General features: G+C 74.2%; 24 protein-coding genes. 12 read left to right on the top strand and 12 right to left on the bottom strand.

The features are described from left to right. Positions 1-725 precede the first annotated feature (725 nt). From AQJ66_RS27405 to AQJ66_RS27380, 6 genes are all read left to right on the top strand, one after another. Positions 726-1,385 carry a YeeE/YedE family protein gene (locus AQJ66_RS27405; protein ID WP_061927402.1) on the top strand — a complete coding sequence of 220 codons (660 nt, stop codon included), beginning with the start codon at positions 726-728 and terminating at the stop codon, positions 1,383-1,385. After that, the gene (locus AQJ66_RS27400) at positions 1,385-1,801 is read left to right on the top strand and encodes a YeeE/YedE thiosulfate transporter family protein (protein ID WP_061927400.1); all 417 of its coding nucleotides are present in this window, start codon (positions 1,385-1,387) and stop codon (positions 1,799-1,801) included. Before AQJ66_RS27405 ends, AQJ66_RS27400 begins: the two co-directional genes overlap by 1 nt. Before the next feature lie 676 nt (positions 1,802-2,477). Beyond that, on the top strand, positions 2,478-2,681 hold the full coding sequence (locus AQJ66_RS27395) for a cold-shock protein (protein WP_028799214.1): 204 nt from the start codon (positions 2,478-2,480) through the stop codon (positions 2,679-2,681). A 198-nt stretch (positions 2,682-2,879) separates the two neighbouring features. After that, the gene (locus tag AQJ66_RS27390; RefSeq protein ID WP_208611471.1) at positions 2,880-4,370 is read left to right on the top strand and encodes a DEAD/DEAH box helicase; all 1,491 of its coding nucleotides are present in this window, start codon (positions 2,880-2,882) and stop codon (positions 4,368-4,370) included. 90 nt (positions 4,371-4,460) lie between these two features. Further along, positions 4,461-4,775 carry a CBS domain-containing protein gene (locus tag AQJ66_RS27385; protein WP_061927398.1) on the top strand — a complete coding sequence of 105 codons (315 nt, stop codon included), beginning with the start codon at positions 4,461-4,463 and terminating at the stop codon, positions 4,773-4,775. A 34-nt stretch (positions 4,776-4,809) separates the two neighbouring features. Beyond that, the gene (locus AQJ66_RS27380; protein WP_061927396.1) at positions 4,810-5,136 is read left to right on the top strand and encodes an SCO5918 family protein; all 327 of its coding nucleotides are present in this window, start codon (positions 4,810-4,812) and stop codon (positions 5,134-5,136) included. Between the two features lie 120 nt (positions 5,137-5,256). On the opposite strand, the gene AQJ66_RS27375 is transcribed toward AQJ66_RS27380, so the two are convergent. Beyond that, the gene (locus tag AQJ66_RS27375) at positions 5,257-5,631 is read right to left on the bottom strand and encodes a hypothetical protein (RefSeq protein ID WP_061927394.1); all 375 of its coding nucleotides are present in this window, start codon (positions 5,629-5,631) and stop codon (positions 5,257-5,259) included. 462 nt (positions 5,632-6,093) lie between these two features. Here AQJ66_RS27375 and AQJ66_RS27370 point away from each other — a divergent pair, with 462 nt between their 5' ends. Beyond that, positions 6,094-6,426 carry a helix-turn-helix domain-containing protein gene (locus AQJ66_RS27370; RefSeq protein WP_061927392.1) on the top strand — a complete coding sequence of 111 codons (333 nt, stop codon included), beginning with the start codon at positions 6,094-6,096 and terminating at the stop codon, positions 6,424-6,426. Between the two features lie 27 nt (positions 6,427-6,453). Here the strand turns inward: AQJ66_RS27370 and AQJ66_RS40355 are convergent, their stop codons facing one another. After that, positions 6,454-6,768 (bottom strand): hypothetical protein, encoded by a 315-nt coding sequence (locus AQJ66_RS40355; protein ID WP_061927390.1) that lies wholly within the window; start codon positions 6,766-6,768, stop codon positions 6,454-6,456. A 573-nt stretch (positions 6,769-7,341) separates the two neighbouring features. Here AQJ66_RS40355 and AQJ66_RS27360 point away from each other — a divergent pair. Next, on the top strand, positions 7,342-8,070 hold the full coding sequence (locus tag AQJ66_RS27360; protein ID WP_061927654.1) for an anti-sigma factor: 729 nt from the start codon (positions 7,342-7,344) through the stop codon (positions 8,068-8,070). Between the two features lie 29 nt (positions 8,071-8,099). On the opposite strand, the gene AQJ66_RS27355 is transcribed toward AQJ66_RS27360, so the two are convergent. Next, positions 8,100-8,333: a hypothetical protein gene (locus AQJ66_RS27355; protein ID WP_244162956.1), complete on the bottom strand. Its 234-nt coding sequence runs from the start codon at positions 8,331-8,333 to the stop codon at positions 8,100-8,102. A gap of 457 nt (positions 8,334-8,790) precedes the next feature. On the opposite strand from AQJ66_RS27355, the gene AQJ66_RS27350 reads away from it, so the two are divergent. From AQJ66_RS27350 to AQJ66_RS27340, 4 genes are all read left to right on the top strand, one after another. Continuing rightward, positions 8,791-10,413, top strand: a complete 1,623-nt coding sequence (locus AQJ66_RS27350) for a sulfite oxidase (RefSeq protein ID WP_061927388.1) — start codon at positions 8,791-8,793, stop codon at positions 10,411-10,413. A gap of 85 nt (positions 10,414-10,498) precedes the next feature. Next, the gene (locus tag AQJ66_RS27345; RefSeq protein ID WP_061927386.1) at positions 10,499-11,164 is read left to right on the top strand and encodes a fasciclin domain-containing protein; all 666 of its coding nucleotides are present in this window, start codon (positions 10,499-10,501) and stop codon (positions 11,162-11,164) included. A gap of 217 nt (positions 11,165-11,381) precedes the next feature. Next, positions 11,382-11,543 (top strand): hypothetical protein, encoded by a 162-nt coding sequence (locus AQJ66_RS39060; RefSeq protein WP_159052654.1) that lies wholly within the window; start codon positions 11,382-11,384, stop codon positions 11,541-11,543. Next, a complete protein-coding gene (locus AQJ66_RS27340; protein ID WP_061927384.1) occupies positions 11,533-12,447 on the top strand; it encodes a YihY/virulence factor BrkB family protein in 915 nt (304 codons plus the stop codon). The genes AQJ66_RS39060 and AQJ66_RS27340 overlap by 11 nt, the downstream gene beginning before the upstream one ends. Here the strand turns inward: AQJ66_RS27340 and AQJ66_RS27335 are convergent. The 9 genes from AQJ66_RS27335 to AQJ66_RS27295 all read right to left on the bottom strand — a co-directional run bounded on the left by AQJ66_RS27335 (position 12,417) and on the right by AQJ66_RS27295 (position 25,561). Continuing rightward, positions 12,417-13,118 carry an alpha/beta fold hydrolase gene (locus AQJ66_RS27335; RefSeq protein WP_061927382.1) on the bottom strand — a complete coding sequence of 234 codons (702 nt, stop codon included), beginning with the start codon at positions 13,116-13,118 and terminating at the stop codon, positions 12,417-12,419. The two genes, AQJ66_RS27340 and AQJ66_RS27335, sit on opposite strands and share 31 nt — an antisense overlap. Then, complete coding sequence (locus AQJ66_RS27330; RefSeq protein ID WP_061927380.1) at positions 13,115-13,918, bottom strand: DUF1295 domain-containing protein; 804 nt, start codon at positions 13,916-13,918, stop codon at positions 13,115-13,117. Before AQJ66_RS27330 ends, AQJ66_RS27335 begins: the two co-directional genes overlap by 4 nt. Further along, positions 13,915-15,228 (bottom strand): SAM-dependent methyltransferase, encoded by a 1,314-nt coding sequence (locus AQJ66_RS27325; protein ID WP_061927378.1) that lies wholly within the window; start codon positions 15,226-15,228, stop codon positions 13,915-13,917. Before AQJ66_RS27325 ends, AQJ66_RS27330 begins: the two co-directional genes overlap by 4 nt. Beyond that, the gene (locus tag AQJ66_RS27320) at positions 15,225-16,757 is read right to left on the bottom strand and encodes a class I SAM-dependent methyltransferase (RefSeq protein ID WP_244162955.1); all 1,533 of its coding nucleotides are present in this window, start codon (positions 16,755-16,757) and stop codon (positions 15,225-15,227) included. Before AQJ66_RS27320 ends, AQJ66_RS27325 begins: the two co-directional genes overlap by 4 nt. Beyond that, on the bottom strand, positions 16,754-17,488 hold the full coding sequence (locus AQJ66_RS27315) for a DUF1365 domain-containing protein (protein ID WP_061927376.1): 735 nt from the start codon (positions 17,486-17,488) through the stop codon (positions 16,754-16,756). Before AQJ66_RS27315 ends, AQJ66_RS27320 begins: the two co-directional genes overlap by 4 nt. After that, on the bottom strand, positions 17,485-18,798 hold the full coding sequence (locus AQJ66_RS27310) for an NAD(P)/FAD-dependent oxidoreductase (protein WP_061927374.1): 1,314 nt from the start codon (positions 18,796-18,798) through the stop codon (positions 17,485-17,487). The genes AQJ66_RS27315 and AQJ66_RS27310 overlap by 4 nt, the downstream gene beginning before the upstream one ends. Before the next feature lie 187 nt (positions 18,799-18,985). Continuing rightward, positions 18,986-20,200 carry a S53 family peptidase gene (locus tag AQJ66_RS27305; protein WP_061927372.1) on the bottom strand — a complete coding sequence of 405 codons (1,215 nt, stop codon included), beginning with the start codon at positions 20,198-20,200 and terminating at the stop codon, positions 18,986-18,988. Between the two features lie 253 nt (positions 20,201-20,453). Continuing rightward, entirely contained in the window at positions 20,454-22,520 is a 2,067-nt protein-coding gene (locus AQJ66_RS27300) for a transglycosylase domain-containing protein (protein ID WP_159052653.1), read from the bottom strand. Between the two features lie 212 nt (positions 22,521-22,732). Then, positions 22,733-25,561, bottom strand: a complete 2,829-nt coding sequence (locus AQJ66_RS27295) for a glycosyltransferase (protein ID WP_244162954.1) — start codon at positions 25,559-25,561, stop codon at positions 22,733-22,735. Between the last annotated feature and the right edge of the window lie 8 nt (positions 25,562-25,569).

Below are 25,569 nucleotides of genomic sequence, written 5' to 3'. Positions count from 1 at the left end.
CGCCAAGCGGTGGGGAGCGGAATACCCCTGAGGTTGCCCGGGACACCGAAACAGTGGTTGCATCACGCCCGGTCGAGAAAGGGAGGCATTCCTCCGCACCGTGACAGGCCATCACCGCTCCTTTTGACATCGTCGACCTGGGCGCGGCGAGGGCAGGAGACCGAGAACGGCGACCGCCCTCACGGAACGGGTGGTGTGCGCCGGTCAGAAGGGAGCAACGTGGGTTGCTCGCACGCCGCAGGATGCCCCCTTTTCCCCTTGCTGAGAGCGAGCTTGCAAGGGTGGCGCGACTACTACTGCGACAGCGCGGATCAGTGGCACGGCTGTGCGCGCTACCAGATGTCGCTCACCGGTGATCGTGTGCCGATCAGCCTGCTGCCCAACGGAGCCTACGCACGGCACCTCGAACACGCGCCCGCCGATGCGGAGCAGAGGTCCCATCAGGTCCCGCGATCGCAGCCCAGTCCCTGGTCGGCGGCCAACGCGTCCTGGTCGCAGCCGGCACCGGCACGGCCGGCGGAGCCGACGGAATCCGTGCCCGCGGCACCGGAGCCTGTGACTCAGCTCGGGCCGGCGTCTCCGACGATACCGGTCTCGCACTACCGACCGTCACCGTCCCCGCACCTACCCGAGCCTCCGCGTCCTCCCTCTCGGCGCGCGGGGCACAAGCCCAGGTCGAAGCGCGGCTGGTGGGCGCGATTCACCGAATGGATGGGAGGCCCCGCATGAGTGGCTACTGGCCCTGGTGGGCCGGCGCTGCCGGGCTCGCTCTGATCACCGTCAACTACGCCCTCACCACGGAGCGGTCTTTCGGGGTGTCGTCCGCGTGGGACCGCGTGCTGCACTGGCGCAGGGAGCGGCGCCTGGAGCAGATGGACGAGGAGTTCACCGACGAGCGCGCTCTCGCCGACGCCCTCGCCGCGGCTACGGCGGAGCACTTCGGCACGGGCCTCACCGCGCCCGCGGTGCCACCGGCGCCGTACGGGACCTCCCGGTCGCCGCTCGAAACGGACGTCGACCCGACGGTGCGTGAGGACGCCCAGGTGGGGAGCCCGGGCCCGGCCCCGCTGGTCACCCAGGCCGCCCTGCTGGTGTCGATCTTCTTCGGCGGACTGATCGCCGCGGTCACCTCCGGACGGTTCCACCTCCGCTTCGACATGGGCCCGGGATTCAGGAACGTGGTCACGGCGAATCCGACCACCATGGTCATCCTGCTGTTCGCCGGAGGCGTGCTGGTCGGCTTCGGCACGCGGCTGGCCGGTGGGTGCAGCTCCGGCCACGGACTCAACGGCTGCGGACGTCTGCGCCCGGTCAGCCTGGTGGCGACCGCCGTGTTCTTCGGCACCGCCGTCGCGGTGTCGTTCCTGCTGTGGAAGGTGATCTGATGCGTACTCGGGGCGCGATCCTGCTGGCCAACATCATCACCGGGCTGGCTCTCGGGTACACCGTCTCCAACATCGGTTTCGGCGACTACACCGAGCTGAACCGCATGTTCACCTTCCAGGACCTGCGCATGCTCCTCTCCTTCGCCGGCGCCGTCCTGATCATCGTGTGCGCGTTCGCTCTGCTGCGGGTCCGACGCACCCCGGGGCGCATCCACGCCGGCGTGATCCCCGGCGCGGTGCTGTTCGGTACGGGCTGGGCGATCTCCGGCGGGTGTCCGGCGATCCCGATCGTCCAGGTCGCCGGCGGATACCTGCCCGCCCTGGTCACCATCGTCGGCGTCGCCGTCGGCATCCGGCTGTGCCGCTGGGCCAACGCCCGCTACTTCCACCTCGACCGCGGTTCCTGCGGCCTGTGACCAGGGGCGTGGAGTGCCGCGCCGAGCGCCGTCGCTTCCCGGGCTGAGAGTGCGCCTTCGGTTCTCGTCACCCGCTCCGGACGAAACCCCCAGGTCCCAGACCCGGGGGTTGTTCGTTGCGCGGATGCGGTGGGCGGGCCGCTCACCGCATCCGCACCGTGCCACCGGCCGGCTGCCGGCGATGAGTTTCCGCGGCCCGCCGGGGCGCGCTCGATCAGCGTCGGGGCGAGGGGGGGGCCGAGCCGATCGACACCACCGTTCCGGCGGCGGCCCCGGGCAGGTGCATGGAGGTGCAAAACGCCCCTGTGCGCTTCGTCTCGTTCGGGAATCGGCGCGGGATCGCCGGCGTCCGGTCCGTCGAGGACGGCAGCGGGCCCGAACACGCCGTCGGGGGAGGTCACAGCGCTGCGGGCGGAAACGCCCGGCGGCGGCACCGCAGCCTGGAAGACAATATCTGTCACCGCAAAGTAAGAAATCGGATCGGCGCACGAGAAATATTCCCGAAACGGCTGCCGACGCGGAAATACTTGCCCGGGCGGGGCCGATGCCGGCGTGCTACTGTCGTCATCAGTTGCAGGTGTGGTTGCCAGAAGGTTTTTCCGACGGCTGATCATCACGGCGACACGGAATACGCACAGGGCGTTTTCCTGACACCGTCCTCCGAAGGAGAAACAAAATGGCTACTGGCACTGTGAAGTGGTTCAACGCGGAAAAGGGCTTCGGCTTCATCGAGCAGGACGGCGGCGGCGCCGACGTCTTCGCCCACTACTCCAACATCGCCACCCAGGGCTTCCGTGAGCTGCTGGAGGGCCAGAAGGTGTCGTTCGACATCGCGCAGGGCCAGAAGGGCCCGACGGCCGAGAACATCGTTCCCGCCTGACGCACCGGCACTGACGCATACTTCGCAGCTGGGGCCCGCACCTTGGGGTGCGGGCCCCAGCTCGCTTCATTTCCAGGATGATCGGCCTGTCGTTCTCCGGCCGACCCTGTCATTTCCGGCTCGTTCTCGCGATTCTCTGCGCCGCTCATTCTGCTGCGGAAATTCCTTGATACGCGCCCGCATCGAGGAAGGTTCCGCATGAACCGCACACGTACCACTCGCGCACGCACCGACCGCCCGTCCGACCGTTTCGCGGGAAGTGCCACCGCGAGCCGCTCCGGCGGTCCGCGCCGCTCCGGCGGCCAGGGGAACCGGCAGCCGGCGCGGGGCGAGTTCGCCCTGCCGAAGACGGTCACGCCCGCGCTGCCCGCCGTCGAGTCGTTCGCCGATCTCGACATGCCGGCCCCGCTGCTGACCACGCTCGGCCGGGAAGGGGTGACCGTACCGTTCCCGATCCAGGGGGCGACCCTGCCGAACTCCCTGGCCGGCCGCGACGTGCTCGGCCGCGGCCGCACCGGGTCGGGCAAGACCCTCGCCTTCGGCCTCGCGGTCCTGGCCCGTACGGCGGGCCGGCGCGCCGAGCCGCGCCGGCCGCTGGCCCTGGTCCTCGTGCCCACCCGTGAGCTGGCCCAGCAGGTCACCGACGCGCTCGCGCCCTACGCCCGCTCCGTGCACCTGCGGCTCACCACGGTCGTCGGCGGCATGTCCCTCGGCAGGCAGGCCGGCGCGCTGCGCACCGGCGCCGAGGTGGTCGTGGCGACGCCCGGCCGGCTCAAGGACCTCATCGACCGGGGCGACTGCCGGCTCGACGACGTCGCCACGACGGTCCTCGACGAGGCCGACCAGATGACCGACATGGGCTTCATGCCCCAGGTCACCGCCCTGCTCGACCAGGTGCGGCCCGGCGGCCAGCGGCTGCTCTTCTCCGCCACCCTGGACCGCAACGTCGACCTGCTGGTCCGCCGCTACCTGACCGACCCGGTGGTCCACTCCGTCGACCCGTCGGCCGGTGCCGTCACCACGATGGAGCACCACGTCCTCCACGTGCACGACACGGACAAGCACCGCACGACCACCGAGATCGCCGCCCGGGACGGCCGGGTCATCATGTTCCTGGACACCAAGCACGCCGTGGACCGGCTGACCAAGCACCTGCTGAACAACGGTGTCCGCGCCGCGGCCCTGCACGGCGGCCGGTCCCAGCCCCAGCGCACCCGGACCCTGGCGCAGTTCAAGGACGGTCACGTCACCGTCCTGGTGGCCACCAACGTCGCGGCGCGCGGCATCCACGTCGACAGCCTCGACCTGGTCGTCAACGTGGATCCGCCCAGCGACCACAAGGACTACCTGCACCGCGGCGGCCGTACGGCCCGCGCCGGGGAGTCCGGCAGCGTCGTCACCCTGGTGACCCCCGGCCAGCGCCGCGGCATGACCCGGCTGATGGCCTCGGCCGGCATCACCCCGCACATCACCCCGGTCCGCTCGGGCGAGGCGGAGCTGAGCCGCATCACCGGCGCCCAGGCGCCCTCCGGTGTCCCGGTCGTCATCACCGCACCGGTCGTGGAACGCCCCCGCCGCACGGCCTCCGCGTCCCGCGGCCGCCGCAGCCGTACCGGTCAGGGCCGCCCCGCCGGCGCGGGGATGCGCCGCGGGGCGCAGCGGCGGCCCGGAAACGACTCGGCCGCGTAGACCGGCGCGGTCCCGGGAGGCCCCGTGGCCTCCCGGTGCCGGAACGCACAGGGCCGTCAGGCCGACCAGCCCGCACCGAAGGAGACACCCTTGACGCCAGCGCGGACGCAGTACCGCAGGCCGGAGCCCGCCCCCGGGTCCGTGGCCGACGACAGCGAGCGGCACGGGCCCCGGGTGGGTGACGACATGACCGTCGAGGTGGCTCTGGCCGTCATGGCGGGTGCCCGCGTCGCGTACCTGACCGTGTGCGACGAGGACGACGAGCGCACGGGCCTGATCACCCTGGGCCGGCTCGCCGTCCTGCGTGACAGTCCCACGTACACGGACCGGATCCGCCTGCGGGACGTCCTCGGCGGCACCGGTGGACACGGCCGGACGCCGGACGTGCTCGCCGTCTCGCGCTGAAGCGTCCTTCCCGCGACTACCCCTGAGAGGCATCATGCGCTGTGTCATCGCCCGCTACCCGTTCGACCTCACCAAGGACGGGGTGGTCGCCTCGATGAAGGGCGTCAGGCCCGAACTCGTCACGGGTGAGTCCGTGACCATCGGCCGCCGCCGCTACCCCGTGAAGCAGGTGGGCCGGATCGTCACGCGACAGGACCCCCGTGACTTCACCACCCTCGAGGTGACGCGGGCCATGACACGCCTCGGGTTCACCTGTCACGACCGCCCCGGCGCCGAGCCCGCGGGCTCGGACGCGGGCGTTCCCACTCCGCTGCAGACCGCGTCGGCACTGCTCGGCGGTGCCGGTCCCGCGGGAGGGTGAGGACGGGCGGGAAACCGCCCTCGGGATCCCGGTGGGGGCCCTGCCGACGCGCGTCGGCAGGGCCCCCACCGCTGTGTCCGCCCGGGAACCGCCGGCCGGGCCGGGGCCGCAGGCGGCGTCTCAGCGGTCGGAGTAGCTGATGTCGCCCACGGTCCAGGCGCTGACGTCCTCGATCGCGACCCGGTACATGCCGCCCGTCTCCGGGATGCCGAGGCTTCCCTGCAGGATCCGGGCGAGGTGGAAGTGCAGATGCGTGGGCGTCTCGCCGCGAGAGGACCGGCTTCCCCGCGAGCCGCGGGCGAAGACGTCCGAGAACGGGCCGAGGCGGTCCGAGTCCCGCAGGACCTCCGCCACCCGTTCCCTCCACACGGCCTCCGGAGCCAGCCGGCCGGTGATGACGGCGCCGCCGACGACCACGGTCAGGGACATCTGATTGCTTCGCTCGGACTCCACCGCGGCGGAGATGGCGACGAGCAGCTCATCAGGGTTCGACATGCAGCAGAGCTTATGCGGCCCACCGGGACTCGAACTCCCCGCGGGGCCGAACTGGTTGCGTACGCGGCGGGGTGTGACCGCCCGCCGGCCGGCAAGGGCCGGCCGCGGCCGGGTACCTCCTCCACCGGAAGGGTGAAATCTATCCTTGCGGCAGTAGACTTTCGCTCCCACCATGGGTACGCTTCTTCTCGTAGACAAGGTCGAACGCGACGAGAAAGTGAGGGAGCAGACGCCATCAGGATCGCCCGGCCCGAGGAGCACTCGGCCGGGTACCGCAAGACCCCGGAATGGATGGTGGTCCCCGGTCACGCAGCTGCGATCCCCCGCTCCGCCCTGCCGGGCCGGGTAGCGGAAACAGAAGGCCGGCCCAGCTACAGGGCCGACAGATGGTGTTCAATTTCCTTCGGGGCCTTGGTGCCGTACGGCACCAGGGCCCCTCGACGCGTTGCACAGCGAGGTGACATGACATCGGACAACCCTCTGAATGATCGTCTGGACGACGACGACTACCCCGCGTACACCATGGGCCGGGCCGCCGAGATGCTCGGCACCACCCCGGCGTTCCTCCGCGCCATCGGCGAGGCCCGCCTGATCACTCCGCTCCGCTCGGAGGGAGGACACCGCCGGTACTCCCGCTACCAGCTGCGCGTCGCCGCACGCGCCCGCGAGCTCGTCGACCGGGGCACTCCGATCGAAGCCGCCTGCCGCATCGTCATCCTCGAGGACCAGCTCGAGGAAGCGCAGCGCATCAACGAGGAGTACCGCCGTGCCGCACACGGGGCGGCGGGTGGCTGAGGGCAGGACCCGCCGCCCCGTGCCGGCTCAGCCGGTGAAGAACCGCCCGTCGAGCGCGATGGTCAGCAGCAGGTCCATGGCCAGCGCCGGGCGCGGGCGCGTCACGGGGGTGCTTTCGGCGTAGGAGTTGATCTCCCGGACCACCACCCGGCGGCCGTCCGGACGCAGGGTGTCGACCTGCCACACCGTGGCCGGACCGCCCTTCTCCGAGGGGCCCTCGACCTTTTTGACCATGGTTCCGTCGGCCAGGGGAGTGGACTCGCAGTCGCCGGAGACGCCGGCGCAGCCCATGTGCCCGGCCAGAGAGGCGGCCGCGTGGCGCCGCACGTCGACCTCCAGCATGTTTCCTGCCGTGGCCGTCGTCGTACACCAGCTGGACCAGGCCGTCGCCCGCGTTCAGATCCGAAACGGTGCCGCCGGGCGGCAGGTGTGACCTCAGCACGCCGGTCAGGTGGCTCGCGGGCGCCTGCGCCGGGCCGGTGGGGGCACCTTCGGGAGCCGGCAGCGCGGCGATCGCCTCCTTCCACAGCGGGCTGCGCGCGATGGAGGTCAGCCGGTCCGTCGACAGCACCGGGTCGGACCCGCCGGCCGAGCCCTCCGCGGGTGCTTCCCTCACCGTGGGTCCTTTCGTGGTCGGACGTCACCTCTTACACGCGGTGGGGGTGCTCCCGCGTTACGCGTCCGGCGGCAGGCGGCGGCCGCGCGTTCGGTTCTCTCGCCGTTCCGACCAATCCGCCGCCCGGCCGGGACCGGATTACGTCCGGAGATGTCGCGACCTCGGAGGCCCCCTGTGAGAGAAGCCGTGCCGGAGGTACGGCGGGCCGCGCGCCGCCGCGGTCTGGTCCGCCTGCGTGACCGACCGGGGGTGACCGCGTGAACAGGACCGCCGACCGCAGGACCGCCGACCTGCACCGGATGACGGGCGCCTACGCCCTGCACGCCCTGCCCGACGACGAGCACGCCGCGTTCGAGCGTCACTTGGCGGGCTGCGAGCCGTGCGCGCGGGAGACCGCCGAGTTGTCCGCCGCCGTGGCCCGGCTGGGACTCACAGCCACGGTGACGCCTCCGGCGGCCCTGCGCGAGCAGGTCCTGCGCCGTATCCCCTGCGTCCGGCAGGAGCCGCCCGGCGTGGGGACGGCGGTGCGCGCGGGCCGGGCCGGACGGCGGGCCCGGCCGCTGTCCCGGTGGGCGCTCGCCGCCTGTCTCGCGGCGGCCGCCGCGCTCGGCGGTACGACGGTGTGGCAGCACCAGCGCGCCGAGGACGCCCTGCACCGGGCGAGCGGCGCGCGGCAGGGGGCGGACGAGGTCGCCGCCGTGCTGGCCGCGCCGGACGCGCGGGCCCGGACCGCCGCCCTGGGCGGCGGCGCCACCGGCACGGTCGTCGTCTCGCGGGGACGGGACGAGGCCGTGTTCGCCGCCACCGGGATGGCCCGGCCCGCGGCCGGGAAGGTCTACCAGCTGTGGTTCGACCACGACGGCACCATGCGGCCGGCCGGGCTCATGGACCCCGCCCGCACCGACCAGGCCGTGCTGCTGCGCGGCGGTGTCGACGGCGCCTCGGGCGTCGGGGTCACCGTGGAGCCGGCGGGCGGCTCCTCGGCGCCGACCTCCGCGCCGGTGGCCCTCCTGGGCCTGCCCGTGTGAGAACTGCCGCGCGGCACCCGGCGGCACGTTCAGAGCAGGCCGGTCACCGTCACCGTCACCCGTGCCCCGGGGCGGCCGGGAAACAGCGCGGCCAGGTGCCCCCGGACGGCGGTGCGGACGGCGCGGGCCACGTCGACGGTCCGGGTCCGGCGCGACGCCACCACCTGGACGTCGACGTGCCGGACGGCGCCGTCGCCGGCTCCCGGCGTCAGGCGGACTCCGGCGGTCGGCGGGCTCCGGCGCCGGGCCCGGGCCCGGACCATGCCGGGCGGAGCCGGCCGGCCAGGCCCGGCTTGGGGAAGGCGACGCCCGGCACGCTCTCCACGCCCCTGCCCGCGTCCTCCACGAGCGTGTGATGCGCGAGGCGCACGGTCATGCGGTTCGCCCTTGCTGATCGTCGGCCGGGGTGTCGACGAGGCCGGTGACGCGGATGTCCCCGGCCGCGAGGACCGTGCCCGGTTCGCGGTCGGCGGTCTCCCGCACCCGTTGCCGTAGCCGCCCCGCCAGGTCCGGCAGGGCGGCGCCGAGGTGCCCTCCCCGGCGCCTGCGACGTCCGGTGGTGCGGTCGGTCCGCGGGAGCCCGCCACTTCCCTCGCCTTCTCCGTTCTTCCTTTTTCCTTTTCATCCGTAGCCGCTCCGCGGGCGGATTGGTGCGGAAAAAAGATTCACCCGATCGGGGGGACGACCAATCCGGCGCCCCTCCGGAGCCGGATTCCCCACGTGACCGACGACGAGAAGAAACCGCGCAAGCCCTCGGGGGCGCTCCGCCTCGTGGCGGGCGCGCTCGCGGGTGCCCTGGCCGGCTTCGCCGCGCTCGCCGTGGCCGAGCTGGTCTCGGCGGCGGTCCGCCCGCAGGCGGGTCCCGTCGTCGCGGTGGGAGGGGCGGCGATCGACCGCACGCCCGCCGCCGTGAAGGACTGGGCGGTCAGGAATTTCGGCACCGACGACAAACTCGTGCTGCAACTCGGAATTCTCGCGGTGCTGGCGCTTTTCGCACTCGCCCTGGGAATCGCCGCGCTGCGATTCCGGCGGGCGGGAGCGGCGGGCGTCGTGCTGTTCGGTGCGGTCGGCGCGCTCGCGGCGACCACCCGGCCCGACTCGCGCGGCCTGTCCGACGCGCTGCCGTCGCTCGTGGGCGCGGGCGCCGGAGCGGTTCTCCTCCACGTCCTGGCGGGCAGGCTCGCCCGGCGCGAACCGGCCGGCTCCGGTCCGGCGGACCGTGCGTCCGGCTCGGGCGCGGGTCCCGAACAGGACTGGGACCGGCGCGGGTTCGTGATCGCGGCCACGGCCGCCGCCGTCGCCTCCGCGGGGGCCGGGGCGGTGGGCCGGGCCCTGAACGGTGCGAGCGGCGGCAGCGCGGTCGCCTCCCGCGACCGGCTGGTGCTGCCGGCGCCCGGCTCGCCCGCCGCCGCCGTCCCCCGGGGTGCCGGACTGCGGATCCCCGGCGCCAGTCCCTTCCTCACCCCGAACGCCGACTTCTACCGCGTCGACACCGCCCTCGTGGTGCCGAAGGTGGACGCGGCGGCGTGGCGGCTGCGGATCCACGGCACGGGCGTGTCCCGGCCGGTCGTGCTCTCCTTCGACGACCTCCTGCGCCGCGAACTGGTCGAACGCGACATCACCCTCACCTGCGTCTCCAACGAGGTCGGCGGCCCCTACGTGGGCACGGCCCGCTGGGTCGGGGCCCGGCTGGCCCCCCTGCTGGCCGAGTGCGGGGTGAAGCCGCCGTCGCGGGGCGGCCGGGCCGACCAGCTGGTGGCCCGCTCGGTGGACGGCATGACGATCGGCACCCCGGTCGAGGACGTGATGGACGGCCGCGACGCGCTGCTCGCCGTCGGCATGAACGGGGAGCCGCTGCCGTTCGACCACGGCTTCCCGGTCCGGATGGTCGTCCCCGGCCTCTACGGGTACGTCTCCGCCTGCAAGTGGATCACGGACCTGGAGCTGACCACCTTCGACGCCTACGACCCCTACTGGGTCAAGCGCGGCTGGGCCCGCGAGGCACCGATCAAGACCCAGTCCCGGATCGACACCCCGAAGCCGTTCGCCCGGCCGAAGGCGGGCACGGTGATGGTCGCCGGCGTCGCCTGGGCCCAGCACCGCGGCATCGACAAGGTCGAGGTCCGGGTCGACGACGGGCCCTGGCAGGAGGCCCGGCTGGCCCCCGAGGACAGCCGGGACACCTGGCGCCAGTGGTCCTTCCCCTGGCAGGCCGCCAAGGGCGGCCACACGCTCACCGTGCGCGCCACCGACCGCACCGGCCGGGTGCAGACCGACAGACGCACCCGGACCGTCCCCGACGGGGCCAGTGGACGGCACTCCGTCGTGGTCACCGTCGAGTGACCCACCGGACCGCCCCTTCCCCCCACCTACCGATTTCCCCTACCGACCGGCAGCTCAGCCTGCGAACACCATCAGGAGAAACACCATGAACACTCGTATCCGCCGTACCGCCGTGATCGTGGCCGCCGCCGCCGTGCTGCCGCTCGCGCTCAGCGCCTGCTCCGACAGCGGCAGCGACTCCGGCAAGTCCGACTCCGCCTCGAAGGCGTCGGCGTCGGCCACCACCCCGGACGACGGCATGAGTGGCGGCGGCACCACCGCCGCCGCCATGGACCAGCCCTTCGGGGCCGCCTGCTCGGCGGTGCCGAAGACCGGTGCCGGCTCCTTCGACGGCATGGCCAAGGACCCGGTCGCCACCGCCGCCTCCAACAACCCGGCCCTGTCCACCCTGGTGGCCGCCGTGAAGAAGGCCGGCCTGGTCGACACCCTCAACAACGCCCAGAACATCACGGTGTTCGCGCCGACCAACGACGCCTTCAAGAAGATCCCCAAGGCGACCCTGGACAAGGTCCTGAACGACAAGGCCCAGCTGACGAAGATCCTCACCTACCACGTCGTCGGCAAGAAGCTCACGCCGAAGGACCTCGAGAACGGCTCCTTCGACACCCTGGAGAAGTCGAAGCTGACCACCTCCGGCTCGGGCGAGTCCTACACCGTGAACGACTCCGCCAAGGTCGTCTGCGGCAACGTCAAGACCGCCAACGCCAACGTCTACATCATCGACACGGTGCTGATGCCGCCGTCCTCCTGACGACGCCCCCGACGGGGGCCGGGCCGTACGGTCCCGGCCCCCGTCGGCGTTCCGGCGGGCTTTTTACGGGAATCCGCGTCACAGCCGCGGCTGCGCCGTTCGCCGCGGCCGCGGGTGAAAACGCCTCCCGGGTGGTCCGGCAGCCGCCGGCGCCGGACCCGGAGACGGTACGGTCCGGTGCTCCCGCCCTCGGCGGCGTCACGGAAGGGAAGGTGTGATGCTGCGGCCTCGTACCGTCGTCAACCGGTCGGCCCTCGGCACCGGCCGGTGGCCACCCTCCGTCGTGGTCGCCGAGGCGGAGGAGTCGGCCGCGCCGTACACCGTCCACACCCGCCTGCGCCTCAGCGCCACCTCGCACCGGACGCCGCATGTCCGCTGACCCGTACCCCGACGACGCCGCCCGCCGCGCCGTCCGCCCCCGGCCGCCCGCCGCGTGGTGGCTGGCGCTGCGGCGCACCCCGGTGTCCCTGTGGAACGACGACATCTCGGACTACGCGGCGGCGCTGACGTACTACGCGATCCTGGCCGTGCTGCCCGCCATGCTCGTCACCGTGCTGGCGTTCGGCCTGATCAGCCCGGACACGGCGAAGGAGTTCGTCACCGTCGTCACCGCGTACGCGCCCGCCGAGTCGGCCGGGGACCTGCACGCCGCCCTGTCGCGCATGCTGGGCGCCGACGGCAGCGCCTGGCCGCTGCTGGTGGTGGGCACCGGCAGCGCGCTGTGGTCGGCCTCCAGCTACCTCGCCGTCTTCCGCCGCGCCCTGCACCGCATGCACCGGGTGGAGGACCGGCGCTCGCCCTGGCGCAGGGCCCCCCGCATCGCCCTCACCGCCCTCGGGCTGCTCGCCCTGCTGCTGACCGGCTCCCTGGCGCTGCTGCTCACCGGCCCGCTGGCCGAGACGGCCGGCCGGGTGCTGGGGCTGGGCGCCGGCGCGGCCTGGGCGTGGAGCGTGCTGCGCTGGCCGCTGCTGCTGTGCCTGGTGGTGCTGCTCGTCGTGGTCGTCTTCCACACCGGTCCGCCCGTCGCCCGCCGCCGCGGGCACACCCTGCCCGGCGGTGCCCTGGCCGCCGTGCTGTGGCTCGTCGTCTCCGCGGGGTTCGCCGTGTACGCCTCCACCCTGAGCACGTACAGCAGGCTCTACGGCTCCCTCGCCGGCGTCGTGGTCTTCCTCATCTGGCTGTGGCTGTCCAACCTGGCCCTGCTGACCGGCGCCCAGTTCACGGCGGAGCTAGGCAAGGGCACCGCCGTGCGTCACAGCACCGGGACGGTGCCGGCGCCGTAGCACTGCGCCGGCAGGGGGTCCGGGCGGCCCGCGGGGTCGAGGAGGTGGGCGACGGCCGCGGCGGTGGTGGCGTGCCAGAAGCGGGAGCGGCGCAGCATCGCGTGGTCGCCGTCGCCGACGAGCGCCATCGCCGCCCTGGCCGCCGTGCCGCGCGCCCGGCGGACACAGGCCGCCGACTCGGCGGGCGACGTGATCCGGTCCCGTTCCCCGTGCAGGACGACGAGGTGACGGCCCGCCACCTGCCGGACCGGTTCGCCCGCCGGCCACCAGGGTGCCAGGGCCACCACCGCACGCACCTGCGGATGTCCCGCGGCGTGCAGCGCGGCCCTGCCGCCCATGGAGTGGCCGACCAGCACCGTGGGCACGGGGCCGGCCAGTTCGGCGAGGCGGCGCAGCGCCTCCAGGGTGTCCCGCACGGGGTCGGCGCGGACGCCGTTCCAGCCGCGCAGGCGGTAGCGCACCCGGGCGAGCAGGACGTCCTCGTGCGGCAGCCCGGCACTGATCGCCCGGTGGAAGGGCCGCATCCGCAGGGCCGCCAGGTGCCAGGAGCGGGCGGGGCCGGTGCCGTCCGCCCGGCCGCCGTGCAGCACCAGCACGGCGGCACGGGGGCGCCGCGGGAGCACCAGCGGTACGAGCGCGCCTCCCCCCGGCGGGGCGCCGGGGCCGGTCACGGCCGCCTCGGCGGGCGCGGGAGGAAGCCGCTGGTGCGGGCCTGGTAGGCGGCGTAGCCGGGCCGGCCGGCCATGTGGCGTTCCAGCAGCCGTTTTCCGCTGCCGCGCGTCAGCAGCAGGGTCATCACCACCGGGGACACCAGGGACACGGCCGCCGCGGCGGGCGAGCCGCAGGCCAGGAGGTACAGGCCCCACCAGACGCAGAAGTCCCCGAAGTAGTTCGGGTGCCGGGTCCAGGCCCACAGACCCCGGTCCATGATCCTTCCCCGGTTGGCCGGATCGGCCCTGAACCGGGCGAGCTGGGCGTCCCCGACCGCCTCGAAGCCGAGACCGGCCGCCCACAGCGCGGTGCCAGCCCAGGTGAGGAAGGACGGCGGGCCGGGTACGTACTGCGCCGCCTGGACGGGCAGGGACACCAGCCACACCAGGGCGCCCTGGAGCAGGTAGACCATGCGCAGCGCGTACGCGTTCCGGTTGCCGGGCGCCTTGGCCAGCATCGCCTCGTAGCGCGGGTCCTCGCCGTGGCCCCGGCCCCGGCGGGCGATGTGCGCGGCGAGCCGCAGCCCCCACACCGAGGTCAGCGCCGTGACCAGGACCCGCCGCAGCGGGTCCCCGTGCCCGGCGGAGGCCGCGAAGGTCACGGCGGCCACGGCGGTGAAGCCGATGCCCCAGGCGACGTCCACGATCCGGTGCACGCCCGCGCGCACGGCGACGGCGAAGGTCGCCAGCATGACCGCGAGGGCCGCGGCGGCGGCCCAGGCCAGGTTGAGGGCGAACGCGTCCCACGGGAAGCCGCTCACGCCTTCTCCAGCCCCTCGTACCAGTCGGACGTGGTCGCCGGCATGCCACTGGCGCCGTCCGGGCCGGGCCGTACGGCCAGGATCTGGTCGACTCCCATCCGCCCCTCCTCGAAGGCCAGTGCCCCGCCCGCCAGGTACAGCCGCCACACCCGCGCGGTCTCCTCCCCGGCCAGGGCGGTGAAGTCCGCCCACCGGTGTTCCAGGGTGCGGTGCCAGGCGGTGATCGTGCGGACGTAGTGCTCGCGCAGCGACTCGGTGTGCCGGACCTCCAGACCGGCCGCCTCCAGCAGGCCCGTCGTCTCGCCCAGCGGCCGCATGTGCATGTCGGGGGCGATGTACGCCTCGATGAAGGGCCCGCCGCCGGGAGCGCTGCGGCCGCGCGACATCTGCTGCACCAGCACCCGCCCGCACGGCCGGACGTGCCGGTGCAGGGCGGCGGCGAAGGCCGGGTACTCGGCGTCGCCGACGTGCTCGCCCATCTCGATCGCGGTGACGGCGTCGAAGCCGCCGGCCGCGATGTCACGGTAGTCCTGGCACACCACCTCCACCCGGTCGGTCAGGCCGCGCTCGCGCACCCGCTCGCGCACGTACGCCGCCTGCTCCCGGGCCAGCGTGACGGCGGTGACCAGGGCGCCGTGCCGTTCGGCGGCGTGCAGGGTGAGCGCACCCCAGCCGCAGCCGATGTCCAGCAGCCGGGCGCGGGGCTTCAGGCCGAGCTTGCGGCAGATCAGCTCCAGCTTGGCCCGCTGGGCGTCGGCGGGCGTGAACCCGGGGTCCTCGCTCGCCCAGTAGCCGCACGAGTAGGCCATAGTCTCGTCGAGGAGCAGGGCGTAGAACTCGTTGGACAGGTCGTAGTGGTGGCTGATGGCGGCCCGGTCCCGGGCCCGGCTGTGCAGGCCTCCGCGCAGCCGGGCCTGGGAGGCGGGGACGGGCGGCCGGGGGCCCACGGCACCGAGGCGTACGGCGGTGGCGAGCGCCCTGGCCCGGTCGGCGGGCGTGAGCCGGGGCGGGCGCGGGCCCCGCTCCCGGGCGGCGGCCCACATCGTGCGCAGGCCCTCGCCGAGGTCGCCCTCGACGTCGAGTTCGCCGGTGACGTACGCCTGCGCCAGGCCGAGTTCGCCGGGCTGCCACAGCAGGCGGCGCAGCGCGCGCCGGGACCGCAGCACGACGACGGGGGCTCCGGCCGGGCCGGTCTCGCTGCCGTCCCAGGCGCGCAGCCGTACGGGCAGGGGGCCGCCGAGCGCGTCCGCGGCGAGGGCGGCGAGCCGGTGGGCGGCGCCGGTCCGGGTGGCGGGCAGGAGGCTGGTCATCGGGCGGGGCGCTCCTTGGTGAAGAGGTACTGCTGGACGTCGAGGTAGCCGGCCCGGAACCCGGCCTCGCAGTAGGCGAGGTAGAAGGTCCACAGGCGGCGGAAGGTCTCGTCGAAGCCGAGCGCCCCGAGTTCCCCGGCGCGTGCGGTGAACCGCTCCCGCCACAGGCGTAGCGTCTCGGCGTAGTGGGCGCCGAAGGCGTCGCGGCGGGCCGGGCGCAGCCGGGTGTGGGCGCGGGCGGTGTCCTCGATCGCCTCGGTGGAGGGGATGACGCCGCCGGGGAAGACGTACTTGTGGATCCAGGTGAAGGTGTCCCGGGTGGCGAGCATCCGCTCGTGCGGCATGGTGATGGCCTGGAGCGCGACCCGGCCGCCGGGGTCCAGCCGCTCGTCCAGGGTGCGGAAGTACGCCGGCCAGAACTCCGCGCCGACCGCCTCGATCATCTCCACGCTGACCACGGCGTCGTACGTACCGCGCGCCTCGCGGTAGTCGCACAGCTCGATCGACACGCGGTCGCCGGCCCCGGCCGCGCGCACCCGTTCCAGGGCCCGCTCGCGCTGTTCGCGGGAGAGGGTGATGGAGGTGACCCGGGCGCCGCGGGCGGCGGCCCGCAGGGCCAGCTCGCCCCAGCCGGTGCCGATCTCCAGCAGCCGGGTGCCCTCGCGCACGCCGGCCAGGTCGAGCAGCCGGTCCACCTTGCGGCGCTGGGCGGCGGCGAGCAGGTCCCAGGTCGCCGGGAAGCCCCGGAAGACGGCGGAGGAGTAGCTGAGGGTGTCGTCGAGGAAGAGGGCGAACAGGTCGTTGGACAGGTCGTAGTGGCGGCTGATGTTGGAGCGGGAGCCGTCGGGGGTGTTGCGCTCCTCGTGCGGGTGGCGCGGCGCCCACAGGCCGCGCAGCCGCTGCAGCGGGGCCGGGACGAGGTCGGCGGTGTGCGCGGCGAGCACCGTGAGGGCGGCGACCAGGTCGGGGGCGTCCCACTCGCCGGCCATGTACGACTCGCCGAACCCGACCAGACCGCTCGTGCCGACGCGGGCGTGGAAGGCGGCCGGGTCGCGCACCTCCAGCAGCGGGCCGCCCCGCCCGACGGGCTCCGCGCCGGCGAACCGGGCGCGCAGCGGCAGCCCGCGCAGGGCCCGGCGGACCAGGGCCCCGGTCACGGCGGTGCGCGCCCACGAGGAGCGGGGCACGGCGGCCACGTCGGGCCAGCGGGCGGGGTCGATCGGGGCGGCGGGTCCCGCTGCGGGAGAGGCCGGGCGGGCGGGAGAGGCCGGGCCGGCGGGCGGGCCGGCCGGCCCGGCCGGTCCGTCGGCGGCCGAGGGCCCGGCCGGGGCGCTCGGCCCGCCGGAACCCGCCGCCGCAGGGGCGGACGTGGCGGCCGGATGCCCCGCCGCGGGGGAGCCGGCCGGCGGCGTCCGTCCCTCGGGGGCCTCGGCGGGACCACCCGACGCCCCGCGCGTGGCGGGTACGCCGGCGGGGCCGGGCCGCGCGGTCCGTCCGGCGGGAGTCGTGCCGGGCTCTGCTGTCCTCATGGGGTGTTCTCCGGGATGCGGTGGGCGTCGGGCCGGGGCTGGACGGGCAGTCCCCGCAGGTAGAGGCGTATGCCGTGGGTCCTGATGGCGGCCGAGACGGTGAGGGTGGACCAGGGGTGGCGCAGCGCGAGGCGCAGCAGGGCCGCCGGGGTCGCCGTGCGCAGGGTGCCGTGCACCGTCGCGGTGAAGGCCCGGCCGCCCTCGCGGTCGAGGTGCACGGTCAGGTCGAGCCGCTCCCCCGGCGGCGGCAGCCGCATGCGGTAGCCGCCGTCGACGGGGAAGAACGGCGAGACGTAGAACTCCTTGCCGGCGTGGGCGGCGCCGGTGGCGTCGGGCCGCAGCAGGTAGCAGTGCCGGCCGCCGTACGTGTTGTGCACCTCGGCGACCACGCAGCGCAGGTCGCCGCCGGGGCCGTGGCACCAGTACAGGGTGAGCGGGTTGAAGACGTACCCGAGCACGCGGGCGTGGGTGAGCATCAGCACCCGTCCGCCGTCCAGGCGGACCCCGTGCGCGGCGAGGAAGGCGTCCAGGCCGGCGCGGATCGAGGGCTGGTCCCCGGTGAAGTGGTCGCGGGCGTCGAGCCGGGCCAGCGGCCGCAGGAGGCGCGGGAGGCGGGGCGGGCGGTCGGGGTCGACGAGCCACAGGTAGGTGCGGTGCCGCAGGGTGTGGCGCAGGGGCGTGGTGCGCACGTGCGTGACGGTGCACGGGTAGAGGGCGGGTACGGCGGTCACCAGCGCTCCCCCAGTGCGGCGGCGGCCTCGACGCCGGAGCGGCAGCCGTCCTCGTGGAACCCCCAGCCGTGGTAGGCGCCCGCGAACGCGCAGACCGGGCTGTTGAGTTCGGGCAGAAGCCGCTGCGCGGCCACCGACTCGGGCGTGTAGACGGGGTGTTCGTAGACCATGCGGGCCAGCACCCGGCCGGGGTCGACCCGGTCCTCGCCGCCCAGGGTGACGACGAACGACTCGCCGGCGTCCAGGCGCTGGAGCCGGTTCATGTCGTAGCTGACCCGCACCCGGTCGGCGCCGGCCGCGCAGCCCGGCATCAGGTAGTTCCAGGAGGCGCGGGCGCCCCGGGCCCGGGGCAGCAGCCGGGTGTCGGTGTGCAGGAGCGTGGTGTTGCGGGAGTAGCGGAACGCGCCCAGCACCTCGCGCTCCCGGGCGCTCGCGTCGGCCAGCAGCCGCAGGGCCTGGTCGGGGTGGACCGCGATCACCACGGCGTCGTAGGACTCGGTGGTGCCGTCCTCGGCCGTGACGTCGGCCCCGTCGGCGTGGCGGCGCACGGCCCGCACGGGTGTGCCGGTGCGGACCTCGCCGAGGTGCTTGGCGATCCGGTCGACGTACTCGCGCGAACCGCCGCTCACCGTGCGCCACACCGGCGATCCGCCCACCGACAGCATCCCGTGGTGCTCCAGGAACCGGAACAGGTAGGCGGCCGGGTAGCGCTGGGCGGTGCCGGCGTCGCAGGACCACACGGCCGACACCACCGGGGTCACGAAGTGGGCCCGAAAATAGTTGGAGAAGCCCTCGCGGTCCAGGAACTCGCCCAGCGTCAGGCCTTCCCGGGCGCCCTCCGCCAGCACGCGCCGGGCCGCCCGGTGGAAGACGGGCACCTCGGCGAGCAGCCGCAGATAGGGGCCGCGCAGCAGGTTGCCGGGCCGGGCGAAGAGGCCGGCCGGGCCGCGGGCGCCCGCGTACTCCAGTCCGCACCCTTCGCACCGCACCGACATGCTCATCTCCGACTCCTGCGTGGCGACGCCGAGTTCGTCGAAGAGCCGCAGCAGGTTCGGGTAGGTGCGCCGGTTGTGCACGATGAACCCGGAGTCGACGCGGTGTACCCGGCCGTCGGACGGCGAGGTCAGCTCGTGGGTGTGCGCGTGCCCGCCGAGCCGGTCGTCGGCCTCGTACAGGGTGACGTGACCGGTGCGGGCCAGGAGGTGGGCGGCGGTCAGTCCCGCGACCCCGGATCCCACGACGGCCGTCCGCCGCCCGTGCCGGGCCCTGTGCTCCCGGCTGTCCGGGGCGTCCCGTGACGTCCGCTCCATCGTGTCCCCTCCGGCGGTCCGTGATCAGGTTTCCGCGCGTAATCCGGAGCAGGTCGGGCGATGGATTGGCCGTCGGCTCGGCCACCTTGCGGGTTGGGCGCCCGGGAACGCGCCCGCCCCACCGGGCCGGCTCCCTCTCGGGTGCCGGGCGGTGGGGCGGGTGTGGTCGCCGAGGTGAGGCCGGAGGTCAGCCGGTGAACGCCGCGGTGCCGTTCGGGACGCCGAGGCCGGTCGGGCCGTCGTAGCCGGTGGTGCCGGTGCAGAGGTAGGAGCCGCCGCAGCTGCCGTTGGAGCCGCTGGTGACGTCGTACAGGGCCGAGGTGTGCGCGTACGGGAAGGACGCCGGGGTGGAGCCGGCCGACGGGCTGCCGGCGAGCGCGTAGGTCGCCGCGATCAGCGGGGACGAGGCGCTGGTGCCGCCGAAGACCATCCAGCCGCTGCCCTGGCCGTAGGTGTCGTACACCGCGACACCGGTGTTCGGGTCGGCGACCGCCGAGACGTCGGCGACCGTCCGCTTCGCGCAGCCGGAGTCCTTCTGCCAGCTCGGCTTGGCGTCGTACGCGGAGCAGCCGGAGCCCGCCCCGCTCCACACCGTGTCGGTCCAGCCGCGGGTGGTGGAGGACGTCTTCAGGGACGTGCCGCCCACCGCCGTCACGTACTTGGAGGCGGCCGGGTACTCCACGCCGTAGCCGTTGTCACCGGAGGAGACGGTGATGGCGACGCCCGGGTGGTTGAAGTAGCTGGAGTCGTAGGTCGCGTCGCTGGAGGACTCGGAGCCGCCGTAGCTGTTGGAGACGAACTTCGCGCCGAGGTTCACGGCGGTGTTCACGGCCGTGCCCAGGTTGGTCATGCTCGACGAACTGGCCTCCACCAGGAGGATCTTGCAGTTCGGGCAGGCCGCGCTGACCATGTCGAGGTCGAGGGATATCTCCTCGCCCCAGCCGGAGTTGCCGCGCGGGTACTTGGTGCCGCCGGTCTGGTCGACCTTCTTGAAGCAGCCGTTGGCGGTGGTGCAGGCCGACAGGCCGTACTGGGAGCGGTAGGTGGCGAGGTCGGACTCGGCGTTCGGGTCGTCGTAGGCGTCGACGATCGCCACCGTCTGGCCCGAACCGCCGCTCGCGGAGGGCAGGTTGTACGCCGCCTGGAGGGAGGCGGGGCCGTAGCCGGAGGGCGCGGCGGCGGCGGTGAGGTCGCTCTCGGCATGCGCCGACTTCGGGGTGCCCGCGGTGACCTGCAGGGCGTTGCAGGCCATGTCGCCCTTCTTCGTCGGGGCGGCGCAGGCGTGCGCGACGCTGACGCCGTGGGAGGCGGTGGCCGGGGCCGCCTGGCCGAGGGGGGCGGCCAGGGCGAGGGCGGCCGTGGCGAGCGTGGCCACAGCGGTGAGGGAAACGGTTCTGCGCAACGTACGTCCTTCGCTTGGTGGGTGAACCGGGAAGGTGTGGGGGGTGCGCGATGCGGCCTCGGCTCGGGTGTGCCGAGGTCGCGAGGAACCTACGTATGTCGGGGCCACGTCAACAAGATGACGTTGAAGCCACAACCGTTTCTTTTGCCTTTGCTGGGCGGATCGTGGGACGCCGCCGGGCAAGCCGTGGCCGAGAATCTGCCCTTCCATGGCTTGACCATCGGCCCGGGTGACGCCTCACCCGGGCCGATGGTCAACGGCACTTCCGGCCGTGGCACGGGCGCGCCGTCGGAGCGCCCGGCCCGGGGGCGGCGGTGGCGGTCGCGTGCCGGCCGGGCCTGCCCGGACGTGCGGTGGGGGACGGGGACGGGGACGGGGAGGCGGAGGGGACGCCGGGCTCGTCGCTGCCGTGGCCGAGGGGCGCGGGGTCCGGGAACGGCAGGTCGGGCCGGCCGGCCAGGGCGTCGCGCATGTACCGGGTCCAGATCTCGGTCGGGATGTCGCCGCCGAACACCTTCCGCAGGCCGCCGACGCCCACCAGGGACTGCAGCTGCGGGTGGGTCGCGTCCTCCTTGAACAGCACCACCGAGGTGGCGAGCTGACGGGTGTAGCCGACGAACCAGGCCGACCGGTAGTCGTCGGTGGTGCCGGTCTTGCCCGCCGCGGTCCGGCCGAGGGCCTGCGCCTTGGTGCCCGTGCCGCGCGCGATGACGCCCCGCAGGACGTCCGTCACGTTGTCGGCGACCGCCGACGGCAGGGCCCGTACGGGGGTGGGGGCCCTGAACCCGGGCAGCACCGCCCCGTCGTGGGTCACCCGGGTCACCGAGTACGGCGTGCTCTGCGTCCCGGAGGCGGCGAACGTCGCGTAGGCACCCGCCATGCGGATGGCGCTCGGCGTGGAGGTGCCGATGTAGAAGCCGGCGCTGGGCGCCGCGAGGCTCTCGGAGCGCAGGCCCAGGGCCTTCGCCGTCCGGGCCACCCCGGGATAGCCGACGTCCTCGCCCAGCTGCACGTACGGCGTGTTGACCGACTGCTCCATCGCCTTGCGCAGCGAGATGTACCCCCAGCGCTGCGGGGTGTCGTTGTGCTGGTGGAGCAGGCCGGTGGGGTCCTTGTCGTCGGTGACGTAGGCGCCCTGCCGGTCCTTGATCCGGATGCCGTCGTCGCCGTCGAATCTGCTGGCCGGGGTGATCGTCGCCGGGGACGCGCCGGGTTCCAGCACGGCTCCGTACTGGAGTGCGGAGGCGAGGACGACGGGTTTGAAGGTGGAGCCCACCGGGACGCCGGAGGTGTCGGCGTTGTCCGCGTAGTGGCCCTTGCCGTACCCGGGGCCGCCGTAGACGGCCAGGATCCGGCCGGTCGCCGGGTCCACCGAGGCGGCGCCGACCTGGACGTCCCGGTCGGCCTTCCGGTGGCGGGGGTCGAGGCGCTGCGCGCGCACCTCGGCGACGGCCCGGGCGAGGTCCGCCGTCCTCTTGCGGTCGAAGGTGGTGTGGATCTGGTAGCCGCCCCGGCTCAGGCTGCTGTCGGTGACGCCGGGATCGTGCTGCTGGACGTAGGCCCGGGCCAGCTGGGCCAGGTAGCCGGCCTGGCCGGTGAGCGCCGAGCCGGGGGCCCACTTCCTGGGCGCGGGGAAACCGGCCGCCGCGTACCGGGCGCGCTGCGCCCGCGTCAGCTTTCCGGTCTCCACCATGCGGTCGAGCACCCAGGACCAGCGTGCCCGCGCCTGCGCCCGCGCCCCGGGGTCGGAGTCGGCGTGCTGGAAGAGGCTCGGCTCGTTGACCGCGGCGGCGAGGAAGGCGCCCTGGCTCACGTTCAGCTTCTCGACCGGGACGCCGTAGTACACGCGGGCGGCGGCCTGGACGCCGTTGGCCTGCCGGCCGAAGTAGCAGGTGTTCAGGTAGCCCTGGAGGATCTGCTGCTTGCTCATGCTCGCGCCGATCTTCACGGAGATCAGCAGCTCCCTGAACTTGCGCGAGAGCGTCTGCGACTGGTCGAGGTAGGTGTTCTTGACGAACTGCTGGGTGATCGTCGAACCCGACTGGACGGAACCGCCCTCGGCCATGTGCGCGACGGCGCGGGCGATGCCCTGCGGGTCGATGCCCGGGTCGGTGTAGAAGGAGGCGTTCTCGGCGGCGATGAAGTCCCCCTGCACGTCCGCCGGGACCTGCGCGAGGGACACGTTCTCCCGGTTGACGGTGCCGTCGGTCGCCAGAACCGTGCCGTCGGACCAGTAGTAGACGTTGTTCTGCAGCAGCGTCGAGGGGTTGGGGTCCGGGATGGTCGTCGTGGCGTAGGCGTACCCGACGGCCGCGGCCACGGCGCCGACACCTAGCAGGGACGACCCCAGCACCTGCCGCCACGACGGCAGCCAGCGGCGCACCCCCGCCCGGTCTGTCCGCGGATAGTCGACCAGGCGTCGGCGCGATGCGGCACGCCTCGTACCGCGGTGACCCGCCGCACGGCTGCCGGTGACGGTGCGCTGCGCCGGTCGGCGCCGGGTTCCGCCCATGGGCTCGGATCACTTTCCTTTCAGTACCAGCGGGTGGTGTCGTGGGGCGGCGCGGGAGGAGGAGGGCCCGGCTGCGGGTGGGGGGCGTACGGCTCCGGCTGCGGGTACGACCAGGGGTCCGGGGCGGGGGCGTGCGGTGCTGGGGCCGGGGCCCCCGGGGCCCCCGGGGCTCCCGGGGCTCCCGCGTACGGTGCGGAACCCGGAGCGGCCGTGGAGGGGCCGGGACCCGGCGCCCCCGCGTACCTTGCGGAACCCGGAGCGGGCGGGTACGGGCCGGGACCCGGGGCTCCCGCGTACCGCGCGGAACCCGGAGCGGCCGTGGAGGGGCCGGGACCCGGCGCCCCCGCGTACCGTGCGGAGCCCGGAGCGGCCGTGTTCGGACCTGTACCCGGAGCGGGCGGGTACGGTCCCGAGTCCGGAGCGGGCAGGTACGGGCCGGGGCCCGGGGACGCGACGTACGGGTCTGAACCTGGGGCCGCCACGTGTGAGCCCGAGGCCGGAGCCGACACGTGCGGGCCGGAGCCCGGGGTCGCCGCGTACGAGCCGGAGACCGGAGCCGACACCTGCGGGCCCGGGCCCGGGGCCCCCGCGTACGGGTCGATCGGGCCGGGAGGGGGCGAGGAGACGGCCGTGTGCGGTTGCGGCCGCGCCGCTCCCCCGTCGGCCTCCGGCCCCGGCCACGTGGCCGCTGCCCCGTCACCCCCGGAGGGACCCGGCGCCCGCAGGGTGCCGTAGCGCTCCATGCGCTGCCAGCGCAGGCGCGAGCCGGACACGGCGGTGAAGACGGACTGGATCACCACCAGGTACATGAGCTGGCGGTAGACGAACTGCTGGAGCGGCAGGCTCCACAGCGGGCCGGGGCGCTCGCCGTCCAGGCGGAAGGCGTACAGGCCCATGCCGAGCTGCATCAGCAGGAACGCCAGCCACAGGCCGGCGATCCGGACCGGGTCCAGGAAGAGCAGGCCGTACACGGCGAAGATGTCCACGGCCGGCGCGAGCAGGGGCAGCAGCACCTGGAAGAGGAGCAGGTAGACCAGGCCCCGGCGGCCCAGTTTCCCGGCGGCACCGCGCTGGACCAGGGCACCGCGGTGCTTCCACATCGCCTGGAGGGTGCCGTAGCACCAGCGGTACCGCTGCCGCCACAGGGCGTTCAGGGACGCGGGCGCCTCGGTCCAGGCCACCGCGCCCTCCTCGTACACCACGCGCCAGCCGTCGCGGCACAGCGCCATGGTGAGGTCGGTGTCCTCGGCGAGGGTGACGTCGCTGACGCCGCCGAGGTCCAGCAGCGCCCGGCGCCGGAACGCCCCGACGGCTCCCGGCACGGTCGGCATGCACTCGGCGAGGTCGAACAGCCGGCGGTCGAGGTTGAACCCGACCACGTACTCGATGTGCTGCCAACGGCCCAGCAGCCCACCGCGGTTGACGACCTTGGCGTTGCCGGAGACGGCGCCCACCCGGGGGTCGGCGAAGGGCTGCACGATCGCGTCGACGGTGTCGGTGTCGAAGACCGTGTCGCCGTCGACCATGACGACCAGCTCGCAGGAGGCCGCGGCGAGCCCGGTGTTGAGCGCGGCCGGTTTCCCCGCGTTCTCCTGCCGGATCACCCGCACCCCCGGCAGCCGCAGCGACTCCACCAGGTCGGCGGTGCCGTCGGTGGAGCCGTCGTCCACCACGATGATCTCCACCGGATGGTCCGAGGCGAGCAGGGACCGCACGGCCGCCTCGATCCCGGCGCTCTCGTTGTACGCGGGGACGATCACGCTGACCGGCTCGGTCACCGGCGGCCCCCAGGACCTGGCCCGGCGCCCGGTCCGCTGCCGCCGGTGGCGTCGGGCCGCGACCACCAGGACCACCGCGCGCAGCACGCTGATCGCGCCGGCCGCGCACATCAGCACGCCCAGCAGCCACACGGACCGGTCGCCGGTCCGCAGCGCCGTGATGAGGGCCATCCCCTGGAGGTGGTCGCCGAGCCCGGCGGGCTGGACGGGGCCGGCCATGCCGACCGCCGCGCCGGCCGTCGTGAAGCGGAAGCCCCGCGCCTTGAGCCGGGGGATCAGGGTGTTCAGGGCGGCGACGGTCTGGGAGCGGTCGCCGCCGCCGTCGTGCATCAGCAGGATCTGCCCGGCGTGCCCGTGCGGGGTGGCGTTCGCGAGGATGCGGCCCGTGCCGGGCCGCTGCCAGTCCTCGGCGTCCTGGGTGGAGAGCACCGTGACGTAGCCCGCCGTGTCGGCCTGCTTCAGGACGGACCAGCCGGCGTCGTCCAGCGCGTCGTTCCGCGAGGAGTACGGCGGTCTCAGCAGTGCGGTGGTGACCCCGGCCGCGCCGGCCACGGCCAGCTGCGTCTCGCGCAGTTCCAGGGAGCGCTGCCAGGGGGCGAGGTGGGACAGGTCGGCGTGGGTGAAGGTGTGGATGCCGATCTGGTGGCCCTCGGCGACGATCCGGCGGACCAGGTCGGGATGGTCCACGACCTCGGTCCCGACGACGAAGAAGGTCGCTTCCACGTGGTTGCGGCGCAGCACGTCGAGGATGCGCGGCGTCCAGACGGGGTCGGGCCCGTCGTCGAAGGTGAGGGCGATCGTGCGGGTCCCGGGGCGGGCGGTGTGCACGGCGCCGGCGGCGTTCGCGATCACCGGGCCGCCGTGGGTCACCCGGGCGGGCACCGCCGCGCTGCGTCCGCGGGCGCCGGTCACGTCGTCCGAGGTGATCCCGAACATGTGGTGGGTGTAGCCCTGCAGCAGGAGAGCCGTCGAGAGGGTCACCGCGAGCACGCTCAGCAGCAGCCAGTGCGTGCGGGGAGTGATCTGGCGGGTACGGCCGTGGCGGCGGGGAGCGGTGCGGCGATCGGTCACGTCGGGGC

The sequence above is a fragment of the Streptomyces bungoensis genome (assembly GCF_001514215.1).
Taxonomy (GTDB): Bacteria; Actinomycetota; Actinomycetes; order Streptomycetales; family Streptomycetaceae; genus Streptomyces; species Streptomyces bungoensis.
This window is presented reverse-complemented; position numbering and strand designations above follow the sequence as displayed.